The 21,041-nt window shown below is 75.3% G+C and carries 21 protein-coding genes; 15 read left to right on the top strand and 6 right to left on the bottom strand.

What is annotated here, in order from left to right; translation table 11 throughout:
• Nucleotides 1–43: 43 nt before the first annotated feature.
• A complete protein-coding gene (locus ACYVOF_RS06490; RefSeq protein ID WP_460864866.1) occupies nucleotides 44–1,504 on the top strand; it encodes an HNH endonuclease signature motif containing protein in 1,461 nt (486 codons plus the stop codon).
• A gap of 30 nt (nucleotides 1,505–1,534) precedes the next feature.
• Here ACYVOF_RS06490 and ACYVOF_RS06495 read toward each other — a convergent pair whose 3' ends face one another.
• Nucleotides 1,535–2,530, bottom strand: a complete 996-nt coding sequence (locus ACYVOF_RS06495) for a YeeE/YedE thiosulfate transporter family protein (protein ID WP_460864868.1) — start codon at nucleotides 2,528–2,530, stop codon at nucleotides 1,535–1,537.
• Nucleotides 2,531–2,672: 142 nt separating this feature from the next.
• On the opposite strand from ACYVOF_RS06495, the gene ACYVOF_RS06500 reads away from it, so the two are divergent.
• Nucleotides 2,673–3,713 carry a DUF1707 domain-containing protein gene (locus tag ACYVOF_RS06500; protein ID WP_460864870.1) on the top strand — a complete coding sequence of 347 codons (1,041 nt, stop codon included), beginning with the start codon at nucleotides 2,673–2,675 and terminating at the stop codon, nucleotides 3,711–3,713.
• A gap of 15 nt (nucleotides 3,714–3,728) precedes the next feature.
• On the opposite strand, the gene ACYVOF_RS06505 is transcribed toward ACYVOF_RS06500, so the two are convergent.
• The gene (locus ACYVOF_RS06505; protein WP_460864874.1) at nucleotides 3,729–4,583 is read right to left on the bottom strand and encodes a PaaX family transcriptional regulator; all 855 of its coding nucleotides are present in this window, start codon (nucleotides 4,581–4,583) and stop codon (nucleotides 3,729–3,731) included.
• Between the two features lie 133 nt (nucleotides 4,584–4,716).
• Between ACYVOF_RS06505 and boxC the strand changes: the two genes are divergently transcribed.
• From boxC to pgi, 8 genes are all read left to right on the top strand, one after another.
• Nucleotides 4,717–6,459 (top strand): 2,3-epoxybenzoyl-CoA dihydrolase, encoded by a 1,743-nt coding sequence (boxC, locus tag ACYVOF_RS06510; protein WP_460864876.1) that lies wholly within the window; start codon nucleotides 4,717–4,719, stop codon nucleotides 6,457–6,459.
• A 12-nt stretch (nucleotides 6,460–6,471) separates the two neighbouring features.
• Nucleotides 6,472–8,133: a benzoate-CoA ligase family protein gene (locus tag ACYVOF_RS06515; RefSeq protein WP_460864878.1), complete on the top strand. Its 1,662-nt coding sequence runs from the start codon at nucleotides 6,472–6,474 to the stop codon at nucleotides 8,131–8,133.
• A 32-nt stretch (nucleotides 8,134–8,165) separates the two neighbouring features.
• Complete coding sequence (gene fdxA, locus ACYVOF_RS06520; protein WP_460864881.1) at nucleotides 8,166–8,495, top strand: ferredoxin; 330 nt, start codon at nucleotides 8,166–8,168, stop codon at nucleotides 8,493–8,495.
• Nucleotides 8,492–9,034 (top strand): GNAT family N-acetyltransferase, encoded by a 543-nt coding sequence (locus ACYVOF_RS06525; RefSeq protein WP_460864883.1) that lies wholly within the window; start codon nucleotides 8,492–8,494, stop codon nucleotides 9,032–9,034. Before fdxA ends, ACYVOF_RS06525 begins: the two co-directional genes overlap by 4 nt.
• A 73-nt stretch (nucleotides 9,035–9,107) precedes the next feature.
• Entirely contained in the window at nucleotides 9,108–9,776 is a 669-nt protein-coding gene (locus tag ACYVOF_RS06530) for a DUF2461 domain-containing protein (RefSeq protein WP_460864885.1), read from the top strand.
• A 234-nt stretch (nucleotides 9,777–10,010) separates the two neighbouring features.
• On the top strand, nucleotides 10,011–10,148 hold the full coding sequence (locus ACYVOF_RS06535; RefSeq protein ID WP_460864887.1) for a hypothetical protein: 138 nt from the start codon (nucleotides 10,011–10,013) through the stop codon (nucleotides 10,146–10,148).
• A 29-nt stretch (nucleotides 10,149–10,177) separates the two neighbouring features.
• The gene (add, locus tag ACYVOF_RS06540; protein ID WP_460864888.1) at nucleotides 10,178–11,161 is read left to right on the top strand and encodes an adenosine deaminase; all 984 of its coding nucleotides are present in this window, start codon (nucleotides 10,178–10,180) and stop codon (nucleotides 11,159–11,161) included.
• A 76-nt stretch (nucleotides 11,162–11,237) separates the two neighbouring features.
• Nucleotides 11,238–12,896 (top strand): glucose-6-phosphate isomerase, encoded by a 1,659-nt coding sequence (pgi, locus tag ACYVOF_RS06545; protein ID WP_460864890.1) that lies wholly within the window; start codon nucleotides 11,238–11,240, stop codon nucleotides 12,894–12,896.
• A 93-nt stretch (nucleotides 12,897–12,989) separates the two neighbouring features.
• Here the strand turns inward: pgi and ACYVOF_RS06550 are convergent, their stop codons facing one another.
• Nucleotides 12,990–13,877, bottom strand: a complete 888-nt coding sequence (locus tag ACYVOF_RS06550) for a LysR substrate-binding domain-containing protein (protein WP_460864892.1) — start codon at nucleotides 13,875–13,877, stop codon at nucleotides 12,990–12,992.
• An 83-nt stretch (nucleotides 13,878–13,960) separates the two neighbouring features.
• On the opposite strand from ACYVOF_RS06550, the gene ACYVOF_RS06555 reads away from it, so the two are divergent.
• From ACYVOF_RS06555 to ACYVOF_RS06565, 3 genes are read left to right on the top strand one after another with little or no spacing between them, the layout of a single operon-like run.
• Nucleotides 13,961–15,406 carry a CitMHS family transporter gene (locus ACYVOF_RS06555; RefSeq protein ID WP_460864894.1) on the top strand — a complete coding sequence of 482 codons (1,446 nt, stop codon included), beginning with the start codon at nucleotides 13,961–13,963 and terminating at the stop codon, nucleotides 15,404–15,406.
• Nucleotides 15,403–16,761 (top strand): acyclic terpene utilization AtuA family protein, encoded by a 1,359-nt coding sequence (locus ACYVOF_RS06560; protein ID WP_460864896.1) that lies wholly within the window; start codon nucleotides 15,403–15,405, stop codon nucleotides 16,759–16,761. Before ACYVOF_RS06555 ends, ACYVOF_RS06560 begins: the two co-directional genes overlap by 4 nt.
• The gene (locus ACYVOF_RS06565; protein ID WP_460864898.1) at nucleotides 16,758–17,090 is read left to right on the top strand and encodes an AtuA-related protein; all 333 of its coding nucleotides are present in this window, start codon (nucleotides 16,758–16,760) and stop codon (nucleotides 17,088–17,090) included. The genes ACYVOF_RS06560 and ACYVOF_RS06565 overlap by 4 nt, the downstream gene beginning before the upstream one ends.
• A gap of 10 nt (nucleotides 17,091–17,100) precedes the next feature.
• On the opposite strand, the gene ACYVOF_RS06570 is transcribed toward ACYVOF_RS06565, so the two are convergent.
• The 3 genes from ACYVOF_RS06570 to ACYVOF_RS06580 all read right to left on the bottom strand — a co-directional run bounded on the left by ACYVOF_RS06570 (nucleotide 17,101) and on the right by ACYVOF_RS06580 (nucleotide 19,027).
• Nucleotides 17,101–17,379: a hypothetical protein gene (locus ACYVOF_RS06570; protein WP_460864900.1), complete on the bottom strand. Its 279-nt coding sequence runs from the start codon at nucleotides 17,377–17,379 to the stop codon at nucleotides 17,101–17,103.
• A gap of 148 nt (nucleotides 17,380–17,527) precedes the next feature.
• Nucleotides 17,528–18,502: a magnesium transporter CorA family protein gene (locus ACYVOF_RS06575; RefSeq protein ID WP_460864902.1), complete on the bottom strand. Its 975-nt coding sequence runs from the start codon at nucleotides 18,500–18,502 to the stop codon at nucleotides 17,528–17,530.
• A 90-nt stretch (nucleotides 18,503–18,592) separates the two neighbouring features.
• Complete coding sequence (locus tag ACYVOF_RS06580; protein WP_460864904.1) at nucleotides 18,593–19,027, bottom strand: GtrA family protein; 435 nt, start codon at nucleotides 19,025–19,027, stop codon at nucleotides 18,593–18,595.
• Between the two features lie 120 nt (nucleotides 19,028–19,147).
• Here ACYVOF_RS06580 and ACYVOF_RS06585 point away from each other — a divergent pair, with 120 nt between their 5' ends.
• Both ACYVOF_RS06585 and ACYVOF_RS06590 read left to right on the top strand, forming a co-directional pair.
• A complete protein-coding gene (locus ACYVOF_RS06585; RefSeq protein WP_460864906.1) occupies nucleotides 19,148–20,203 on the top strand; it encodes an ABC transporter ATP-binding protein in 1,056 nt (351 codons plus the stop codon).
• A complete protein-coding gene (locus ACYVOF_RS06590; protein ID WP_460864908.1) occupies nucleotides 20,200–21,039 on the top strand; it encodes an ABC transporter permease in 840 nt (279 codons plus the stop codon). Before ACYVOF_RS06585 ends, ACYVOF_RS06590 begins: the two co-directional genes overlap by 4 nt.
• Nucleotides 21,040–21,041: the final 2 nt, after the last annotated feature.

Here is a 21,041-nt window from a genome sequence, read left to right on the forward strand (position 1 = left end):
CCGCCGCAGCAGAATTGTCGGTGGTCGAACGTATGTTCGATGCATGGCCACGACCTGGACGGCTCCGCTGCAGCACCCCGTGCTGTCCGCGGCCGACCGGGCTGCCGAGGCACTGGCGACCATGCGGCGCGACGCCTGGTCCCAGACGGCGGACGAGGCCACGCAGTCCCTGGTCGCCGCGGCGCGCCTGGCGGCGCAGAGCCGGGCCACCTACCTGGCGCTGCTGCGGGAGGCCGTGGGTGAGGGCGACCAGGACCGCAGCCGCGACGCCGTGGGCACCCTGGTCGGCGCCCTCAACGTCACCCGGGGCCGCGTCCGCGCCGACCTCGCCGAGGCGGAGGCGACCGCCCCGGGGACCGGCCCGCTGCCGAGGCTGGGGGCCGCCCTCGCGGCGGGTGAGACCACCCCGGAGCACGTGTCGGTCTCGGTGCGCGCCCTCGCCGCGGTGCCGTCCCGGATGGTCCGCGAGCGCGCCGAGGACATCGACGCGGTGCTGACCGAGCACGCCCGCACCTTCACCGCCGCCGACTGCCGGAAGCTCGGGGGCCACCTCCTCGCGACCCTGGACCCCGACCGGGCCGAGCGCTTCGACCCCGACGCCCACGAGCGGCGCGAGGCCCACCTCGCCGTGGACAGCACCGGGATGGGCCGGCTCCGCGCGCAGCTGCACGCCGCGGCGACGGACACCCTGAAGGCGGTGCTCGACCACCTCTCCGCGCCGCGTCCCGTCGCCACCGGGGACGGCGACCGGCCGGCGCGCGACCCGCGCACGGCACCGCAGCGCCGGGCGGACGCGCTCGCGGAGATGGCCCGGCTGGCCGCCGGGTCGCTCCAGGGCGGCACCGGCTACGGCGAGAGCGCCCGGGTGGTGGTGCACGCGACCGAGGACCAGCTGGCCGACGCCGAGGGCCGCCGTCGGGACACCGAGTCGAGTGCCGACGACGACGCCTGGGCCCGGACGGACACGGACACCGACACCGAGTGCGACGACGCCGCTGACACGCGGGCGACCGCCGACCCCGCTCCCCGGGTCGCGCCGGGAGCCGCGTCGAGCGAGCAGACCGGGCCCCTCTCGGCGACGTCCCTGGGCCTGGTGGCGTGCGACGCCACCGTGGACCGCGTGGTGCTCTCCCGGACCGGACGGATCCTGCAGATGGCCACCCTGGGTCGGTTCTTCACCCCCGGCCAGCGGCGTGCGATGGCGGCGAGGGACGGCGGGTGCGCGTTCCCCGGCTGCGACCGACCACCGGGCTGGACCGACGCCCACCACGTCGTGCCCTGGAGCCGCGACGGACCCACCGACACCGACAACGGGGTGCTGCTCTGCGAGGCGCACCACACCGAGATCCACCTCGGACGGTGGACGATCACGGTCCGCGACGGTGTGCCGTGGTTCGTGCCACCGCGCAGCCACGACCCCACCCGCACCCCGGTCCGGAACACGCTGCACGACGCCGTCCGCGCGACGCGGCGGTTCGGCCAGCAGCTCGCCCTGGGGCTCTGACGTGGCCGCGGGGAGGTCGCCGCGCGCCGGTCAGCGGGCCGGCGTGCGCGACCCTGCTGCCGGCGCCACGCCACCCGTCAGCCGCGACTGCAGCAGCCGGGTACCGCCGACGCCGAGGACCATCGCCACCACGACCACGGCGGACGACACGTTCAGCTGCGCCATGCCCGAGAGCCCGTGGCCGAGGTTGCAGCCGCCCGCGATCCAGCCGCCGGCACCGAGGAGCACCCCACCGACGGCGAGCTGCCCGTACCGCACCGGGGTCTCGCCGCGCACCGCGAACCCGCCGAAGAGCCGAGCGGCGAGGAACCCGCCGGGCACGATGCCGAGCAGGAAGAAGACGAGCCAGTAGTTGGGTGCGCCCGCCGCGACACCGGCCACCGCACCCACCGTGCTGGGCCCGAACGCGACCCCGCCGACCGCGGCGAGCACCCACCCGGCGACGAGCACCCCGCCGAGCGCGAGACCGAGCGTGCGCCAGCCCCACTGCCACCGGTGCTGTGGCACGTCGCGGCCGGGCCACCGCCACAGCACGACCCCGACCACCGCGAGCACGACCACGGCGACCGCCAGCCGCGGCAGGCCCAGCACCCCGGGCAGCGTCGCGCCGTCACCCCCGCCGAGCACGGTGGGCCCGGGCACGCTGACCTGCCGGGCGAGCAGCTCCCCCGCGCCCCAGCCGACGAGACCCACCAGCGCGCCCAGCATCCCGGCGCCGAGCTTGTAGAACAGCCCCGAGACGCAGGACCGGGCCACGGCCATCCCCGCCCCGATGAGCAGCCCGCCCACCACGTCAGCGACCGGGGTGAACGGCAACCCCCGGTTCAGCCCGTCCGCACCCGGGACCAGGAACACCACCGCCAGGCCGACGGCACCGACCGCCACGCCCAGCACCCACGCCCGGGCCAGCAGGAACCGCCCCTCCCACGCGCCCGCGATGGCGGAGTGGAAGCAGAGCTGACCACGCTGCAGGACGAACCCCATCAGCACGCCGGCGACGAGCCCGGTGGCAGCGGCGAGGATCACGGGGTGCACCGGGCACGGGTCGGGCGGGTCGTCACGGCCGCCAGTGTCCCGAACCCGGCACCACCCGGCACCACGAGGCACGACGCCGGACCCGTGACAAATGTCCGTGGTGCGGGCGCCGAGGCCGCGGCACGATCACCCCATGGCCGAGCAACCCCCCGCCGACGCCGACCGGTCCGCCACCGACGCCACCCTGCAGGCCGCCGTGGGCCGCGGCGAGCTCGGCCTGGCCGAGTACGAGGACCGCAGCGCCCGCGCCTGGGCGGCCGCCAGCACCGCCGAGCTCGCGGGCCTCACCGCCGACCTCGCCCGGCCGGCGGTCAGCGCCCCCGCGGGCACCCCGCGCGGCCGCACCCAGCACACCGTGGCCGTGCTCTCCGAGAACACCTCGAGCGCCGCCGTGGCCGCGGGCGAGCAGGTCGCCGCGACGGCCGTGCTCGGCCGCGCCGAGGTCGACCTGCGCCGCACCGACCTCCCCCAGGAGGTCCACGTGCGCGCCGTCTCGCTGCTGGGCGAGACCGCGGTCCTGGTCCCCCGCGGCGTCGCCGTCCGGCTGCGCGGCCCCGCCGTGCTGGGCCACCGACGGGCCGACGTGGGCACCGCCGACACCGGGGCGCCCGTCGTCATCGTCACCGGCGCGTCCGTCCTCGGCTCGGTGACCGTCAGCCACGGCGACGAGGCCACCGGGATCACGGTCACCGGGGTCACGGCCACCGGGGTCGCAGGCACCGGGGTCGCGAGCCAGGGGGTCACGGCCGACGTGGTCTCGGCCGACGCGCACCGCAGCCCCGCACGACGGGGCCGACGACGCGGCGGGCAGCACGGCCCCTGGGCCCGGGTCGCCGCCGCGGTGGCCGTCGTCGCCGCCGGCTACGGGCTCGTCCAGGTGGCCGGGGCCGACCACGGCTCGGTCTTCGGCAGCGGGACGGTCAACGTCACCCAGGCCGGCCCGGTCGACGTCGGGATGCTGTTCGGCAGCTACGAGGTCGTCGTCCCCGACGGCGCCCACGTCGACACCAGCGGGCTCGTGGTGTTCGGCAGCACCAGCTGCGAGGCGGCGTGCACCCGCGGGTCCACCGGCCCGGCCATCTCGGTGCACGCCACCGGTGCGTTCGGCAGCGTCACCGTCCTCACCGCCACCGAGGCGGCGCAGCGCGGCGACCGGGACCGCGGGGACCGGTAGGGCGGCCCCGGCCGGTCAGCTGCCGGCCGCGGTCCACCAGCGCTGGGCGGCGGCGTGCCACTCGTCGTGGCGGCGGTGGAACACGGCGGCGGCCTCGGGGCCGGGCCAGGCGGGCGGCAGCAGGTCGACGGGCAGCGCGGGGTCGAGGAACGGGAACCGGCGCCACGCCTGCACCAGCCGCACCTGGGCGGCGAACGCGGCCGCGTCGTCCGCCGCGGTCAGCCCGGAGAACGTCGCGGTGAAGTCCCGGTAGCGGGCGGCGACGTCGCCCAGCGACCACGCGTCGTCGATGAGCCGCTGCTGCTCGCCCAGGCTCAGCCGCGCCCCGACCCACGCGAAGGCGTGCTCGGCCAGGCCCGCCTCGACAACGATCGCCGCCACCTCGTCGCGCTTGCGGGCGTCGGGCACCACGTAGAAGCCGGGCGAGGGCGAGCCCAGGCCCAGCCACGTCAGCCGGGTGCGGACGCGGTGGCGCAGCTGGCGCTGGGTCTCCGGGATGGCCACGGTGAGCAGCAGCCACCCGCCGTCCCACTCCGCCACGTCGCGCAGGAAGCCGTAGATGCGGCGGGTGCCCTGCTCGAGCAGCTCGCCGCCCGCGTCGGTCAGCGACCACCGCACCCGCCGCCCCTCCCGCTCGCTGACGAGCAGGCCCTCCGCGGCGGTCCGCGCCACCGCCTGCCGGGCCGACTTCTCCTCCACCCCCAGCTCGGCCAGCGCGCTGAGGAGCGTCGCGGTCCACACCGGCTCCCGGCGGGGGTGGACGAACTCCCCCAGCACGGTCAGCAGCAGGGAGCGGGCGCTGTCCGAGCCGAGCTGGCGGCGCCGGGACGCGGCCGCCGGGGCGACGCGGGCGGGGTCGGCGGCGGGCACGGGGCGCAGTCTCCCACCCCACCCGGGCACGGTCCGTCACCTCCGACCACCGTCGGTCTACACATGCTTGACGGACAGCCAAGTCCGCGTAGATTGTGGCCCAGCCCACAGACCCCGGACGAGACGAGGACCCATGACCGCGGTGGCCGACGCAGCGCCCGAGGAGCAGGCCGGGGCGGTCGAGGCACCCGTCCGGGTCGACTTCGACACCCACCCCGACCGGTACCGGCACTGGCGCCTGGCGGTCGACGGCGAGGTCGCGACGCTCTCGCTCGTCGTCGACCCCGACGCCGGCCTCGTCCCCGGCTACGAGCTGAAGTCGAACTCCTACGACCTCGGCGTCGACGTCGAGCTCTACGACGCCACCCAGCGGCTGCGCCTGAGCCACCCCGGGGTCCGGGCCGTCGTGCTCACCAGCGGGGTCGAGAAGATGTTCTGCGCCGGCGCCAACATCCGGATGCTCGCGCAGTCCAGCCACGCCTGGAAGGTGAACTTCTGCAAGTTCACCAACGAGACGCGCAACGGCATCGAGGACGCCACCGCCCACTCCGGGCAGACCTGGGTCGCCGCGCTCAACGGCACCGCAGCCGGCGGCGGTTACGAGATGGCGCTGGCCTGCGAGGAGATCGTCCTCATCGACGACGGCTCCTCCACCGTCTCGCTCCCCGAGGTCCCCCTGCTCGGTGTGCTGCCGGGCACCGGTGGGTTGACCCGGGTGGTCGACAAGCGCCACGTCCGCCGGGACCGGGCCGACGTGTTCGCGACCAAGGCCGAGGGCGTCCGCGGCGCCACGGCCGTCGCCTGGCGGCTGGTCGACGAGTCGGTGCCGCGCGCCCGCTTCACCGAGACCGTCACCGCCCGGGCCCGCGCCGCCGCCGCGCGCTCCGACCGCCCCACCGACGCCGTCGGCCCCGAGCTGACCCCCCTGGCGCGCACGGAGACCCCGGACGCGCTCACCTACCCCCACGTCACGGCCACCCTCGACCGGTCCGGCCGCCGCGTCGACCTCACCGTCTCCGGTCCCGCCCCCGACGAGGCCGCCCCGTCCGACGCCGCCGCCGCGCTGGCCGCCGGGGTCGACTGGTGGCCGCTGGCCGTGGCCCGCGAGCTCGACGACGCGGTCCTGCGGCTGCGCACCAACGAGCCGGACCTCGGCACGTGGGTGCTGCGCACCCGGGGCGACCTCGACGCCGTGCTCGCCCACGACACCGCGTTGACCGAGCTGGTCGCCGGCGGGGACTGGTTCGCCCGCGAGGTGTCGCTCTACCTCACCCGGGTGCTCAAGCGGCTCGACGTCACCAGCCGCACGCTCGTCGGCGTCATCGAGCCGGGCAGCTGCGCGGGCGGGTTCCTCGCCGAGCTGCTGCTGGCCTGCGACCGGCAGTACGTGCTCGAGGGCGTGTACTCCGACGACCGGGACCCCGGGTACGACCCCGACGCCACCCCGGCGCAGGTGGTGCTCACCGCCGCCAACGACGGCGCGCACCCGATGGGCAACGGCCTCTCGCGCCTCGGGTCGCGCTTCCACGGCGTCCCCGACGACCTGGCCGCCGTCCGTGACCGGCTCGGCGGGCGCCTCGACGCCGCCGCCCTCGACGAGCTCGGGCTGGTCACCCTGGCGCTCGACGACATCGACTTCGCCGAGGAGCTGCGCATCGTGCTCGAGGAGCGCGCCTCGCTGAGCCCCGACGCGCTCACCGGCATGGAGGCCAACCACCGCTTCGTCGGCCCGGAGACGCTGGAGACCAAGGTCTTCGGCCGGCTCACGGCGTGGCAGAACTGGATCTTCACCCGGCCCAACGCCTCCGGCCCGGAGGGGGCGCTGCGCCGCTTCGGCACGGGTCAGCGGGCCGACTTCGACACCCACCGCGTCTAGGAGGGGCAGCTCATGGCTCAGGGGTTCAACGCCGCGGCGTGGCTGGTCGACCGACGGGTGGCGGCGGGCGACGGGGACCGTGTCGCGTTCCGCGGCGCCCGCGAGGTGACCTACGCGGGACTGGCCGACGAGGTCGCCGCCGCCGCGGCCGGGCTGCGGGCCCTGGGCCTGCGCCGCGACGACCGGGTCGTCCTGGTGTGCAGCGACTCCGCGGAGATGGCCGTGACGATCCTGGCCGCCTTCCGGGCCGGGGTGGTGGCCGTGCCCGTCTCGACCATGCTCGGCGCGGGCGAGCTCGCCGCCGTCATCGGCGACTGCGGTGCCCGGGTGGTGGTGTGCTCCCCCGAGTTCGCCGACGCGGTCGCGGCCGCCGTCACCGCCTCGCCCGAGGTCACCGACGTCGTCCGCACCGGCCCGTCGCTGCACGGCCTGCCCGACGGCGTCACCCAGCACGCGTGGGCGGACCGGCTGGGCTCGGGCGACGACGGCCCGGGCGACGACGGCACGGGCAACGACGGCGCGGACGACGGCTGCGCGGCCACGGGTGACGACGACTGGGCGCTGTGGCTCTACACCTCCGGCACCACGGGCACGCCCAAGGCCGCCATGCACCGCCACGCCAACATCCGCCACGTCTGCGAGACCTACGGCGCCCACACCCTGGGGACCCGGCCCGACGACGTGTGCTTCTCGGTGGCCAAGCTGTTCTTCGCCTACGGCATCGGCAACTCGCTGTTCTTCCCGCTCGCCGTGGGGGCCTCGGCGCTGCTCGAGCCCCGCCGGCCCACCCCCGGGGTCGTCGCGGAGCAGCTCGTGGCCCACCGGCCCACGCTGTTCTTCGGCCCGCCCACCTTCTACGCCGCCCTCGTCGCCGCCGAGCTGCCGCGGGACACGTTCGCCTCGGTCCGCCTGGCCACCTCGGCGGGCGAGCCGCTCCCCGCCCAGCTGCAGGCCCGGGTGGAGCAGCGCTACGGGTTCCCCGTGCTCGACGGCATCGGCGCCACCGAGGCGCTGCACGTGTTCCTGTCCTGCTCGCCGGACGACATCCGCCCCGGCACCACCGGCAAGCCCGTGCCCGGCTACGACGTCGAGCTGCGCGACGAGTCGGGGGCGGTCGTGCCCGCGGGCACCCCCGGGTCGCTGTTCGTGCGGGGGGCGTCGCTCGCGCTGGGCTACTGGCGGCGCACCGACGCCACCCGGGAGGTGTTCCAGGGCGAGTGGCTGCGCACCGGGGACTCCTACGTCCAGGACTCCGACGGCTACTACCGCTGCCTGGGCCGCTCCAACGACCTGCTCAAGGCCGGCGGCATCTGGGTCTCCCCCGCCGAGGTGGAGTCCCGCCTCGTCGCCCACGACGGGGTCAGCGAGGCCGCGGTCATCGGGGTGGCCGACGCCGACGGCCTGGTCAAGCCCGTGGCGTGCGTGGTGCGCAGCGCCGCCGGGGCCGACCTGACCGAGGCCGACCTCGTCGACTGGTGCCGGGCCGGGCTCGCCTCGTTCAAGCGTCCCCGCGCGGTGGTGTTCGTCGACGACCTGCCCAAGACGGCCACCGGCAAGATCCAGCGCTTCCGGCTCCGCGAGCACTACGCGGACGCCGACCTGGCGTCGCTGTCCGGCGGTGCCGGCACCGAGCAGGCCTCGGGCGTGCCCGCCGCCGCCCAGCTCTCCACCTGACCCGACCGACCCCACCACACCGGGAGGCCCCCGTGCCCTACGTGATCGCCGAGCCGTGCATCGACGTGATGGACAAGTCCTGCGTGGACGAGTGCCCCGTCGACTGCATCTACGAGGGCTCGCGCAAGCTCTACATCAACACCAAGGAGTGCATCGACTGCGGCGCCTGCGAGCCGGTGTGCCCCGTCGAGGCGATCAGCCAGGACCGCCACGTCGAGGACGACGTCCTCGCCCACGTGCAGGACAACGACGACTTCTTCTCCCTGGTCCTGCCCGGCCGCGACGCACCGCTGGGGGCGCCGGGCGGGGCCGCCAAGACCGGCGTCATCGGCGTCGACACCCCGCTGGTGGCGGGCCGGTGAGCCCTGCGCCGGAGCTGACCTGGGACCGGGCGGAGCGCCTGGTGTGGGACGACGACGTCGAGCGTGTCGTCGGCGGGGCACCCGACGGGGTCTTCGACCTGCCGCGCGACGGCAGCGTGCTGCCCGGCGACTGGTTCCGCGCCCGCGACGCGTCGGGCCGGGTGCTCGGCCTCGGGTGGCTGGAGGTCGAGTGGGGCGACGCCGAGGTGCTGCTCGCGACCGACCCCGACGCCTCCGGGCAGGGCGTGGGCGCGTTCGTCCTCGAGCACCTCGAGCAGGAGGCGGTGACCCGCGGCGTCAACTACGTCTACAACACCGTCCGGCCGGACCACCCCCACCGCGACGAGGTCACCGGGTGGCTCGAGGCCCGCGGCTACCGGGGCGGGGAGTCCGGTGACCTGCGCAAGCGGGTGGTGGTGGCGCGGCCGACGTCCGCGGGGCCGAGCACGCCGCGGCCCGGGTCCGGCCCGGCGGGTGACCGCGGCCCGGGGGACGAGGACGCCGGCGGGTACGTCGACGTCGAGGACCACCGGTACTGACGGAGGGTGCCGACCGCGGGACCGGTGGGGTGGCGGTCTGGTGGGGTGCGGCCGCCTCGGTGACGATGGGGTGGTGACGGACCCCCGGTTCACCGGCTTCGGCGCCGGCCTCGTGGACTTCTACCGCGGCCTGCACGCCGAGAACAGCCGCGAGTACTTCCACGCCCACCGCGCCACCTACGAGGCGGACGTCCGCACGCCGCTGGAGCTGCTGGCCGGCGAGCTCACCGAGGAGTTCGGCGAGCCGAAGGTGTTCCGGCCGAACCGGGACCTGCGCTTCACCCCCGACAAGCGGCCCTACAAGGAGCAGGCCAGCCTGGTCGTGGACGCCACCGAGCGCGGCGAGCCCTCGGCCGGGGCGCTCTACCTGCAGGTCTCCGCCGACGGCCTGCTCGTGGCCGGGGGGTGGTACCTGCCCACCCGCGAGCAGCTGGCCGCGTTCCGGCAGGCCGTGGACGACGGGGAGCGGGGCGACGAGATCGACGAGCTGCTGGGCGAGCTGGCCGGGACCGGGCTGGAGCTGCGCACGGAGGGTAGCCTGCGCACGGCACCGCGGGGCTGGCCGCGGGACCACCCGCGCATCGAGCTGCTGCGGCTGACCGCACTCACCCTCGGGGTCACCCACCCGCCGCGCGCGTGGTGGCACACCCGGGAGTGCCTGCGCCGCATCGAGTCCCACTGGCGCGACCTCGGCCGGTGGAACACCTGGCTGGCGAGCCTGCCCGTGGCCGACACGGCCTGAGCCCGGGCCGCCGAGGGTCTCGCCGCCCGACCCGGGGTGACACTCAGCTCCGCCTCGCGCCGGCGGCGGGGCACCGCGGTGCCGGTGCGCACCCCCGACGGCCGGGCTCGTGGGCACCGGACGGGGGCCCGCAGCGCGTAGCGTCGGTGCTCCAGCCCCGTTGCCGGCCATCACCGCGAGCCATCACCGAGGACGCTCCACCCCACGGCGCTCCTGGCGCCGGCAGGAGATCCCATGTCGGGCAAGAACAAGGGCGGTCGCGAGACCAAGAAGCCCAAGGCCGAGAAGCCGAAGCTCAACCAGTCCCAGCCGAGCACCAAGGGCGACGCCGCCTCCGCGGCCACGGCCAAGGCCCGCGGCGGTTCGCGGTAGCCGCCGCGGCGACGGTTAGCCTCCCCGGCATGCGCGATCTCGCCGCCCTGCCGAAGGGTCACCTGCACCTGCACCTCGAGGGCGCCATGCGCCCGGCCACGCTGCACGAGCTGTGCGAGCGGTACGGCATGGAGGTGCCGGTGATCCGCGGGTTCGGCTCGTTCGCCGCGTTCGACTCCACCTACGTCGCGGCGTGCGAGGTGCTCAAGACCCACGACGACCTCGTCCGCGTGGTCCACGAGGTGGTCGAGGACGCGCACGCCGCCGGCGCGGTGTACCTGGAGCCGTCGTACCTGCCGGTCCACCACCGCGGACGGCTCGGCCCCGACGCCGAGACCCTCGACGTGGTGCTGGAGGCGGGCCGGTCCCGCGCGGCCGAGCTGGGCCTCGGGTTCGGCCTCATGCTGGTGGCCGACCGCACCCAGGACCCGGCGCAGGGCGTCGAGCAGGCCGCCCACGCGGTGCGCCTGGCCGACCGCGGCGTGGTGTCGTTCAGCCTGGTCAACGCCGAGGCGGGCTTCCCGCCCGAGCCGCACCGGCAGGCGTTCGACATGATCCGCGAGGCCGGGCTCATCTCCGCCCCCCACGCCGGCGAGCACGACGGGCCGGCCAGCGTCCGCGGCGCGCTCGACACCCTCGGTGCCCGGCGCATCGCCCACGGCGTGCGCGCGGCCGAGGACCCCGCGCTGGTGTCCCGGCTCGCCGACGAGGCCGTGTGCCTCGACGTGTGCCCCAGCTCGAACCTGGCCCTGGGGGTGTACGGCTCGCTCGACGAGCACCCGCTGCCGGGGCTGCTCGCCGCCGGCGTGCGCGTCAGCCTGGGCGGCGACGACCCGCTGCTGTTCGGGCCCGGGCTGCTCGAGGAGTACGAGCTCGCGCGCGCGCAGCTGGGGCTCGACGACGCGACGCTCGCGTTCATCGCCCGGTGCTCGCTGGAGGACTCCGGCGCCGAGCCGGACGTCGTCGCCCGCGGGGTGGCGGGGATCGACGCCTGGCTGGCCGCCCCCGCCTGAGCGGTCCCGGGGGTGGTTGCAGACGCCCCGGACTGTCCTGGTGGTACTTGCAGACGCCCCGGGACAGGATGGAGGCATGGCCGACATCACCAGCACCCCCGAGTGGCAGGCGCTCACCGCGCACCACGAGGTCCTCGCCCACACCCACCTGCGTGAGCTGTTCGACAACGACCCCGAGCGCGGCCGCGAGCTCACCGCGACCGTGGGCGACCTCTACGTCGACTACTCCAAGCACCGGGTCAGCCGCGAGACGCTCGACCTGCTGCTCGACCTGGCGCGCGCCGCCGGGGTCGAGCAGCGGCGCGACGCGATGCTGGCCGGCGAGCACGTCAACACCAGCGAGGACCGCGCCGTGCTGCACACCGCGCTGCGGCTGCCCGCCGGCGCCACGCTCACCGTCGACGGCCAGGACGTGGTCGCCGACGTGCACGAGGTGCTGGACCGGATGGGTGACTTCACCGACCGGGTGCGCTCCGGTGAGTGGGTCGGCGCGACGGGCGAGCGCATCCGCACCGTGGTCAACATCGGCATCGGGGGCTCCGACCTCGGCCCCGTCATGGTCGACGGCGCGCTGCGCGGCTACGCCGACGCCGGCATCAGCGCCCGGTTCGTGTCCAACGTGGACCCCACCGACCTCGTGGCCACGGTGACCGACCTCGACCCGGCCACCACGCTGTTCGTGGTGGCGTCCAAGACGTTCGGCACGCTGGAGACGCTGACCAACGCCACCGCCGCGCGCCGCTGGCTGCTCGACGGCCTCGGCGACGGGGCGGGCGACGACGCCGTGGCCAAGCACTTCGTCGCCGTGTCGACCAACGCCGACCGGGTGGCGGACTTCGGCATCGACACCGAGCAGATGTTCGGGTTCTGGGACTGGGTGGGCGGGCGGTACTCCGTCGACTCCGCGATCGGGCTGTCGGTCATGTGCGTGGTCGGCCGCGACGCGTTCGGCGAGCTGCTCGCGGGCTTCCACGCCGTCGACCGGCACTTCGCCGAGGCGCCGCTGGCGGGCAACGTCCCGGTGCTGCTGGGCCTGCTGGGGGTCTGGTACTCGAACTTCTTCGGCGCCGAGTCCCGCGCGGTGCTGCCCTACGCCGACGACCTGGCCCGGTTCCCGGCCTACCTGCAGCAGCTCACCATGGAGTCCAACGGCAAGTCCGTGCAGGCGGACGGCTCACCGGTGACCACGTCGACGGGCGAGATCTTCTGGGGCGAGCCGGGGACCAACGGCCAGCACGCATTCTACCAGCTGCTGCACCAGGGGACGCGCCTGGTGCCCGCGGACTTCATCGGGTTCGCCGAGCCCGTGGCCGACCTGCCCACCCGCGACGGGACGGGCTCGATGCACGACCTGCTGCTGGCGAACTTCCTGGCCCAGACCAAGGTGCTGGCGTTCGGCCGGACGGCCGAGGAGGTGGCCGCCGAGGGCACCGACGCCGCGGTGGTGCCGCACAAGGTGATGCCCGGCAACCGGCCCTCGACGACGATCCTGGCGCCGAAGCTGACCCCGTCGGTGGTCGGCCAGCTGATCGCCCTCTACGAGCACGTGGTGTTCGTGGAGGGGACGATCTGGGGCATCGACTCCTTCGACCAGTGGGGCGTCGAGCTGGGCAAGACGCAGGCCGAGGAGCTGGTGCCGGTGCTCACCGACGAGGCGGCGCCCGACGCGCAGTCCGACTCGTCGACCGACGCGCTGGTGCGCCGCATCCGGGCCCAGCGCGGACGCGCGTCCTGAGGTGCCAGCGCGGACGCGCGTCCTGAGGTCCCAGCGCGGACGCGCGTCCTGAGGTCCCAGCGCGGACGCGCGTCCTGAGCCCGGAACGGCGCGTCAGCCCGCGACGAGCAGGTCGCGGAACCGGCGCGCGCTGGTGCTCTCGTGCCGGCCGGCCAGGCGGACGAGCGAGATGGTGCGGCGGACCACCGGGTCCACCAGGGGTACCGCGACCACCCCGGCGAACGCCATCATCGGCAGCACGAGGCCGGGCACGGCGGTGACGCCGAGGCCGGCGGCGACCAGTCCCGCCACCGCGCCCACGTTGTGCGCCTGCACCGTCGCGCCCGGCACCACGCCCGCGTCGGCGAGCGCGCGGTCGACGTGCCCGGCGATGCTGCTCTCCGGGCCGAAGGCGACGAACGGCTCGCCCGCCAGCTCGGTCCAGGCCACACTGCTCCGGTCGGCGAGGCGGTGCGTGGCGGGCACGGCGAGCGAGAAGTGGTCGGTGACCAGCGCCTGCTGCTCGAGACCGGCCAGGGACCCGGTCGTCGCGACCAGGGCCAGGTCGACCTCGCCCGACCGCACCGAGGCCAGCACCGCGTCGCGCAGGCCGTCGCGGACGTCGAGCCGGACGTCGGGGTGGGCGGCCCGGAAGCGGACGACGTGCGCGGGCAGGAAGGTCGCCGCGACCGACGGCAGGCAGGCGACCACCACGGATCCGCGCTCGCCCGTGGCGTAGCGCTCGAGCTGGCGGAGCCCGTCGTCGTAGGACGCCAGGACGCGCCGCGCGTGCTCGGCCACCTCGCGGCCGTCCCCGGTGGGCTCGACCCGCCGGGTGGTGCGGGTGAAGAGCCGCGCGCCCAGCCGGCGCTCGGCCTCGGCCACCGTGCGGCTCAGCGCCGACTGCCCGACCCCGACGTCTGCGGCCGCGGCGGTGAAGCTGGACCGGTCGGCCACCGCCACCACGGCCCGCAGGTGGTGGACCCCCAGATTGATGCTCACGGAACATCAATCTATGCCTGATCGATGTTGGACGGTGGTGGTGACCGCGCCCACACTCTCCAGGACGACAAAGGAGAGCAACGATGCTGTCATTCCTCGGCTACGCCACGATCCTGGTGATCCTGGCGCTGCTCCTGTCCCAGCGGGTCGCGGCGGTCACCGCGCTGGCGGGGGTCCCCATCATCGCCGCGTTCCTGGCCGGCGGCTCCCCCAGCGAGGTGGCCTCGTGGGTCAAGGACGGCCTCGGCGGGGTGGTCGGCGTCGCGGCCATGTTCGTCTTCGCCATCGTCTTCTTCGGCGTGGTGCGGGACGCCGGGCTGTTCGACCCCGTCATCCGACGGATCGTCCGCTGGGCGGGCAGCGCTCCCCCGACGGTCGCCGTGGCCACCACGGCGCTGGCCGTCGTGGCGCACCTCGACGGTGCCGGCGCGGTGACGTTCCTCGTCGCGGTGCCCGCGATGCTGCCGATCTACGAGCGCCTCGGCATGAGCCGCCTGGTCCTCGCCACCTGCGTGGGCCTCGGGGCCGGCGTGATGAACCTGGTGCCGTGGGGCGGTCCGACGGCCCGCGCCGCGGTCACGACCGGCCTGGACGCGAACGAGATCTGGGTCCCGCTCATCCCGGCGCAGGTGGCCGGGGTCGTGCTCGCCCTCGGGATCGCCTACTACCTCGGCCGCCGCGAGCGCGGTCGGCTCGAGCGGGTCGCGGCGGGGGACGTCTCCGCCGAGGTGGCCGAGTCCACGGCGCGCGTGCCCTCGGCGGGGCGCGTGTCCGTCGGCAGTGCAGCCGGCCGCCCCGGTGCCCCGGCCGGTCCGCCCGCCGCCGGCTCCTCGGGGACCGACGCGGACCGGGACCCCGCCGCGGGGGAGCACCCGCAGCCGGCGGACCCGTCGTTGCTGCGGCCCAAGCTCCTGTGGTTCAACGCCGCGCTGGTGCTGGCCACGCTGGGCGTGCTGATCTGGGGCGTCGCGTCGCCCGAGCTGTGCTTCATGGTCGCCGCCGTCGTCGCGCTCGTCGTGAACTACCCCGGCGCGAAGGCCCAGACGGCCCGTCTCGACGAGCACGGCCGCGGCGCGATGCTCATGGCGAGCACGCTGCTGGCGGCCGGGGTGCTCCTCGGGGTGCTCGACGGCAGCGGGATGATCGACGCCATGGCCGGCGCGGCGGCGAACGCGGTGCCCACCGCGATCGCCCCCGCGTTGCCGCTCGTGGTCGGCGTGCTCGGGGTGCCGCTGAGCCTGCTCTTCGGGCCCGACGCGTACTACTTCGGGTTCCTGCCCGTGCTGCAGGGCCTCGGCGACCAGGTGGGGGTCAGCGCGCTGCACCTCGCGCAGGCGTCGGTGCTGGGCGAGGAGACCGTCGGGTTCCCGATCAGCCCGCTGACCGGCGCGTTCTACCTGCTCGTGGGGCTCGCCGGGGTCGACATCGGCCGGCACATCCGCCACCTCATCGGGTGGGCGTGGCTGGTCAGCCTGGGCATGCTCCTCGTGGCCGTCCTCACCGGGGTCATCCCGCTGTGGGTCTCGTGACCGGCCGCAGCAGCCTGCGCCTCGGCGCGGGAGCCGGGTTCTCGGGCGACCGGATCGACCCGGCCCGCGAGCTGGCCGAGCGCGCCGCGCTGGACTACCTGGTGTTCGAGTGCCTCGGTGAGCGGACGGTCGCGGCGGGGCAGGCGCGCCGGCTGCAGGACCCGGGCTCCGGGTTCGACCCGCTGCTCGGCGCACGGATGCGGGCGGTGCTCGGCCTGACGACGGCCGCGGGCACCACGATCGTGACGAACTCGGGCGCCGCCAACCCCCTGGCGGCCGCGGAGCTGGTCGCGGGCCTCGTCCCGGAGGTGGTCGCCCCGGGTCGCGAGGTGCGGGTGGCCGCGGTGACGGGGGACGACGTCCTCGCCGAGGTCAGGGCCCTGGACCCCGTCGTCTGGGAGACCGGTCTGCGCCTGTCCGAGCACCCCGAGGAGCTGGTCTCGGCCAACGCGTACCTCGGGGCCGACGCCGTGCTGCCCGCGCTCGCCCAGGACGTGGACGTGGTCGTCACGGGCCGCCTCGCCGACCCGTCGCTCTACCTCGCCCCGCTGGTCCACGAGCTGGGCTGGGACCTGGCCGACGCCGCCGTCCTGGGCGCGGGCACCCTGGTCGGGCACCTGCTCGAGTGCGCGGGGCAGCTCACCGGCGGGTACTACGCCGACCCGGTCACCAAGCCCGTCAAGGACCTGGCCCGGCTGGGCTTCCCCTTCGCCGACGTCGCCCCCGACGGGTCGGCCGTGCTGGGCAAGGTCGAGGGCTCCGGGGGTGAGCTGACCACCCGCACCTGCGGCGAGCAGCTGCTCTACGAGGTCGGCGACCCCGCCGGCTACGTGACCCCCGACGTCACCGCCGACTTCACCGGGGTCCGGCTGACGGAGGTCGGGCCGGACCGCGTCCACGTCACCGGGGCCACCGGACGGCGGCGGCCCGACGAGCTCAAGGTGACCGTCGGGTTCCGGGGGGGCTGGCTCGGAGAGGGCCAGATCAGCTACGCCGGACCGCGTGCGCTCGCCCGGGCCGAGCTCGCCGCCGAGGTGGTCAGCACCCGGCTCGCCGACGTGCACGGGATCGACCCGTCCGCGGTCGGCGTCGAGCTCGTCGGGGCGGGGGCAGCGCTGCGGGGCCTGGCCCCCCGCACGGACCCGGTGGAGGTCCGGCTGCGCGTGACGGCGCGGACGGCCACCCCGGCCGAGGCCGAGCTCGTCGGCTGGGAGGTCGAGAGCCTCTACACCAACGGCCCCGCGGGGGGCGGCGGCGCCCGGCGCACCACCACCGAGGTGCTGGCCGTCCGCTCGTGCCTGGTGCCGCGGGCGCTCGTGCGCCCCGAGGTGCACCTGCTGGCGGTCCGGCCGTGACCGGGCGCAGCGTCGACGACGTGGCCGACGTCCGCACCGGCGACAAGGGCGACACCCTGATCCTGGCCGTGCTGCCCCGGACCGCTGCGGACCTCGCCGAGCTGCGGGCCGTGCTGACCCCCGAGGTGGTCGCCGCCCACTACGGCGGTCTCGCGACGGGCCCGGTGCGGCGGACCGTGCTCGACCACGTGCCGGGACTGGTCTTCGAGCTCCCCGGCCTGCTCGGCGGCGGTGTGACCGGCTCGCCGGTGCTCGACGGGCACGGCAAGACGCTCGGCTACCACCTGCTGACCCTCGAGCTGCCCGACCGGCAGGACGGGACGCCCTGAGCGGGCCGGGTCAGCAGACGTGGGCGCGGCCGGCGGCGGTGAGGTCCACCTCGGGGAGCTCGCGCTCCGCCGGGCCCGCCCGGAACGACGTGTACAGCTCGACCAGGGCGGTGCGCTGGCCCGGGGTGAGCGCGGGGTCGCGCCGCACGGCCTCGAGCACGGGGGACGCCTCGGCCGCGCTCGCCGCCGGGGCGGGATGCGGGACGAGGTGGGTGACGGTGCCGATGGAGCGGCGGGGCGCGCGCAGCACGCCCGTCACCGCCTCAGTCACGGCTGTGGTGCTGACCACCGGGAGCTCCTCGCTGTCGTGACGAACGGACCTGCGCGTGGCTCGACGGATCCTGGTGGACGCGAGTTTAGTAAGCCCCGCTAGCACCCAGCAAGCGCAGGTGGGATGACCTGCGCCACGTGACGGAGGGCTCGCCGGCGGCCACCGGCTACAACCAGCCGCGGCGCCGGAACATCAGCCAGAGCCCGGCGCCGATGCCGGCGATGAGCACGATGCTGAGCAGGAAGCCCCACTCCTGCTGGAACCCCGGGTACGGCACGTTCTGGCCGAAGAAGCCGGTGACCGCGGTGGGGATGGCGATGATCGCCGCCCAGGCCGTCAGCTTCTTCATGATCTCGTTGAGCCGGTTGCTCTGGATGGTCAGGTTCGTCTCCAGCACCGAGGTGACCAGGTCGCGCAGGCTCTCCGTCCACTCCGTCACCCGCAGCACGTGGTCGTAGACGTCCTGGTAGTAGGGCGCCATCGCCCGCCCCACCAGGTCGACGTCGCGGCGCATCAGCGTGTTCAGCACCTCGCGCATGGGCAGCACCACCCGCCGGGTGAGCACCAGGGACTTGCGCAGCGCGAAGCTGCGTCGCTGCACCTGGCGGTCCTGCGGCTCGTCGGCGAAGAGCTGGTCCTCCAGCTCCTCCACCCCGTCGTCGAGGGACTGCACCGCGTCGAAGTGCCCGTCCACGACGTGGTCGAGCAGGCCGTGGAGCAGGTAGGCGACGCCGTGCTCGGCGAGGTCGGCCGTCTCGTCCCACAGGGAGACCAGGGCGTCGAGGTCGATGCCGTCGTCCTTGCGGACGGTGATCAGCGCGCGCTCGAGGACGAACGACGACACCTCGGAGGTCTCCAGCGCCCCCGTCGCCCGGTCCAGCTCGACCGCGTAGACGTTGAGGAACAGGTAGTGCTCGTAGCGGTCCACCTTGGGGCGCTGGTGGTCCTGCACCGCGTCCTCCAGCGCCATGGGGTGCAGGCCGAACTCGCCGGCCAGGTGCTGCAGGTCGGGCAGCTCGGGGTCGAGCAGGTCCACCCACACCACGGTGGCGGGGTCGGCGTCGAGGTGGTCGCTGATGCGGTCGACGGGGAACCCCTCGTCGACGAGCTCCCCGCCCCGGTAGGCCCGGGTCCGCGACACGCAGCCGCGCGGGTCCGGGGCGGCGGTGGCGCGGTCGGTGTCGGGGTCGGGGTCCAGGGTGCTCAGCGGGGCCTCCGGGGTGGTGACGGGCTAGAACACCCATCCTCGCAGCGCGAGGAACCGCAGCGCCCCGACGACCCCGGTCACGGACATGACCAGCAGCACCTGGAGGTACCAGACCATCCCGGGGGCGAGCACCTCCAGCGCACCGAGCATCGCGGTCGAGATGACCAGCCCCACCAGGGCGAGCCCACCGCCCTCCCACTGCGCCGGGAACCAGCCGACGCGCTCCGCGGCGTGGAACGTCAGCCTGCGGTGCATCTCGCTGCCCAGCGCGGTGCTGACGACGGTGCCGACGAGGTTGGCGGTGATGGCCCCGAGGCCGTCCGAGGCCGCGAAGACCACCGCGTAGAGGGTCGTCGTGACCGCCCCGACCAGCACGAACCGGGCGAACTGCGCGTAGGCCGAGTCCGAGGACCACGCCACGGCGAGCGGCGCACGGCGACCGCTCACGACCTCGACCACGCCCCACCCCGTCCCACGATCCTGGCCAGTGCAACACCCCCGGGCCCGGCCCGCTTCCCCGCCCGGTGTGACCGTGCTCTCCCCCGGGCGCTGTCGGACCCCGCGGGTAGCGTCGCCGCCGTGAGACCGAGCCCCGCCACGCCCGCCGCGCAGGGTGGCGGGTCGCCCGCGACGGGTGACGCCGCGGTGGCGGTGGACGAGCTGGTCAAGCGCTACCCCAAGCGGCCCAGCAACGCGGTCGACGGGGTCAGCTTCCGGGTCGGCCGCGGCGAGGTGTTCGGCCTCCTCGGGCCCAACGGGGCGGGCAAGACCACCACCATCGGCGTCCTCACCACCCGGGTCGTGCCCACCTCGGGCCGCGCCACCGTCGGCGGGGTGGACGTGGCCGCGGACCCGGTCCGCGCCCGCACCGTGCTCTCGGTCGTCCCGCAGCGCTCCAACCTCGACCGCTCGCTCACCGCCCGGCAGAACCTCGTCTTCCACGCCGCCTACCACGGGGTCGGCAGGGCCGAGCGCAACCGCCGGGCCGACGAGCTGATGGACAAGCTGGGCCTCGGTGGTCGCGGCGGGGACAAGGTCGACACCTACTCCGGCGGCATGGCCCAGCGGCTGCTCATCGCCCGTGCCCTGATGCACCGGCCCCGGGTGCTGTTCCTCGACGAGCCGAGCACCGGCCTGGACCCGCAGGCCAAGCTCTTCGTCTGGGACCAGGTGCGGGCGCTGCGCGACGCCGGCGCCACGGTGCTGGTGACCACCCACGACATGGACGAGGCCGCCGCGATCTCCGACCGGGTCGGGATCATGGACCACGGCACGCTGCTGGCCCTGGACACCCCCGCCGCGCTGACCCGGTCGCTGCCGGGCAGCAGCACCCTCGACCTCACCGTCGAGGTCGCCGGCGAGGGTGTGCAGGACGGCGAGCAGGACGGGGCCGGTGCCGAGCGTGTCGCCAGCGCGCTGGCCGGGCTGCGCGGCGTCCGCGGCAGCGAGCGGGTGTCCACCGGGGCCGACGCCGAGGTCCGGGTGCGGCTCTACCTCGACACCGACGGTGCGGCCGTCGTCGGCCCGGCCACCGAGGCCGTCTCCGCCCTGGGCGCCCGGCTCACCGCGGTCGGCCTCGGCGAGCCGACCCTCGAGGACGTCTTCATCAGTCTGACCGGACGGGACCTGCGATGAGCACGACCACCGACGGGCCGGGCACCACCGCGGTGCCCCCCGTGTCGTTCGACCCCCCGGGCGCGCCGCGGGTGGGTCGGGCGTTCCTCGGGCTGCTGTGGCGCGACGTCTTCGTCACCGGCCGGGAGCTGGTGGCGTTCCTGGCCCAGGTGCTGCTGCAGCCGCTGTTCCTGCTGTTCGTGTTCGGCAAGGTCCTGGGCCAGCTCGGGTACGTGCAGGGCGACTTCGCCCAGGTGCTGCTGCCCGGCGTCATCGCGTTCACCGCGTTCCTCACCGCGCTGCAGAACACCGCGCTGCCGCTGGTCATCGACTTCTCCTTCACCAAGGAGATCGAGGACCGGCTGCTCGCGCCGCTGCCCACCGACCTGGTGGCCGTGGAGAAGATCGTCTTCGCCACCGCCCGCGGCCTGGTGGCCGCCGCCGCGATGTTCCCGCTCGGGGTGGTGGTGCTCGGCTCGGTCTCCATCACCTGGGGGGCCGCCCCGCTGGTGGCGCTGTTCCTGCTGCTCGGCTCGCTCGTCGGCGCGGCAATGGGCCTGGTGCTGGGCACCCTGGTCACCGCCTCGAAGATCAACGTGGTGTTCGCGGTGGTGCTCACCCCGCTGCTGTTCACCGGCTCGACGCAGTTCCCCTGGACCCAGCTCGACCAGCTGCGCTGGTTCCAGGTGGTGTGCGCGCTGAACCCGCTCACCTACGTCAGCGAGGGGGTGCGCGCGGAGATGGTGCCGGGCATCGACCACATCCCCACCGTGGTGTGCCTGGTGGTGCTGCTCGGTGCCCTGGCCGCCTTCACCGCGGTGGGGCTGCGCGGGTTCCGCCGGCGCGCCCTGGACTGACG

It is taken from the genome of Rhodococcus aerolatus (assembly GCF_054783215.1).